The sequence below is a fragment of the Marinobacter sp. UBA2498 genome (assembly GCF_002341575.1).
Taxonomy (GTDB): Bacteria; Pseudomonadota; Gammaproteobacteria; order Pseudomonadales; family Oleiphilaceae; genus Marinobacter; species Marinobacter manganoxydans.
In genome coordinates, this window is the sequence record NZ_DDOI01000145.1 from 58,802 (window position 1) to 60,249 (window position 1,448).

Consider the following 1,448-nt stretch of genomic DNA (forward strand, 5'->3'; position numbering starts at 1 on the left):
GTAACGGCATTCCTGATGGCATCGGCTCCGGTGATGGCCAACGACGATGACCGCCGTGGTCACGGCTGGCAAAAGCACCATGAGCGGGGCAATGCCCTGCCGCCTGGCCAACAGAAAAAGTTCCTGCAGGCCCACTACCGCGACGACCGTTATGATCGGCACCATCACAAGCCCCGGCACTACAAACAGCATAAGTGGGACCGCAAGCACCACAATCGTTACGATCGCCACGGCTACCATGGTGACAAGCGCCATTGGGGCAAGAAGCACAAGCGCGATGTCTATCGCGACAGGCATGACCGCCGGCGTGACTGGCATCGCAACCATTCAGGCCATTACCTCCTCAAACTGGGCTACGGTGACGGATTGCCGCCGGAGGCCCGGATTGGTCGGATCATTCACGACACTCACGCGCTAATTGAATCGTCCCGGCACTGAATGAAGCTTCCTGGCTCCGGAGCTGCTGTTGCTCCGGGGCTGGATTAAATCCTCTTGCAGGCTCCTTGCGCCGGTGCTGCAGGCCAATGAGCAGCAGGGGCACCACGATCATCAGGCTGCCGGCCAGGAACCACAGGTCGGGCACCTCTCCGAACCAGATCCAGCCAATCCCCACGGCCCAGATCAGACCGGTGTACTCGGCGCTGGTGACCTGGTTGGCGTCTACCTGGCGGTAGGCCAGCAATACGGTGATGTTGTAGCCCAGAATGAACAGGGCCGAGCCCATGGCGCCGATCAGGATGCCTGAATCCCACTGTGCGCCTTCCCACCAGGCCAGGGCGCCAGCCGCTGGCAGAATCAGCAGGTAGTTCAGGAATAGTTTGTGGACAGTGCTCTGCTGTTTCGGCAGTTTCCGGACCAGCACGGCGTTGATGGCCAGGGCAAACGCCGAGCCAAGGGCTGCCACGGCCGCCCAGTTGAATTCCACCGGCCGTAGAATGAGCACAATGCCGGCAAAGCCGCTGAACACGGCGGTTACGCTTAGGGGTGTCAGCTTTTCCCGGAACAGGAATACCGAGAGCACCATCACCAGGATGGGCGCGGCATAGAAGACGGCGTTGGCGGTTGCCAGCGGCAGGTTGCCCAGGGCGATCACCATGCACAGGAGGCCGGCCAGGTGGATGTGGGCCCGGAAGGTGTGGATCTTCAGTCCGGCGAACAGGTTTTTCCGGTCCAGTTGCCCGGCCATTGGCAGCAGAAGGCCCAGGGTGATCAGGCAGCGCAGAAACGCAAACTGAAATACGGGCGCGCCGGGCTCCAGGAGTTTGATGAACACGTCAGAGATCAATGCCATGGCGTTGCCGATCACCAGCAGCAGGATGGCGCTGTTTACGGTTTTTCCTGACATGTTTTTCTCCTTTGGTCTTCAAGCTCTGGTGCAAGAGCAAATCGTGTGGCTCCCTCCGAAAACCGCTGTGAATACGTCCCTGTACGCTTGCTCTCCGCCATCC

General features: G+C 60.3%; 1 protein-coding gene and 1 pseudogene. One reads left to right on the plus strand and one right to left on the minus strand.

The genetic code is table 11. The features are described 5' to 3' along the window. Window positions 1-438 (plus strand): annotated as a pseudogene (locus tag B2W52_RS20290) (hypothetical protein); the annotation flags it as partial. On the opposite strand, the gene B2W52_RS20295 reads toward B2W52_RS20290, so the two are convergent. Continuing rightward, window positions 395-1,345, minus strand: a complete 951-nt coding sequence (locus B2W52_RS20295) for a DMT family transporter (RefSeq protein ID WP_008172692.1) — start codon at window positions 1,343-1,345, stop codon at window positions 395-397. The pseudogene B2W52_RS20290 and the gene B2W52_RS20295 overlap by 44 nt on opposite strands. Window positions 1,346-1,448: the final 103 nt, after the last annotated feature.

Excerpts from the sequence above, each read along its gene's own strand:
- B2W52_RS20295 (WP_008172692.1), bottom strand. The coding sequence starts at position 1,345 with ATGTCAGGAAAAACCGTAAACAGCGCCATCCTGCTGCTGGTGATCGGC.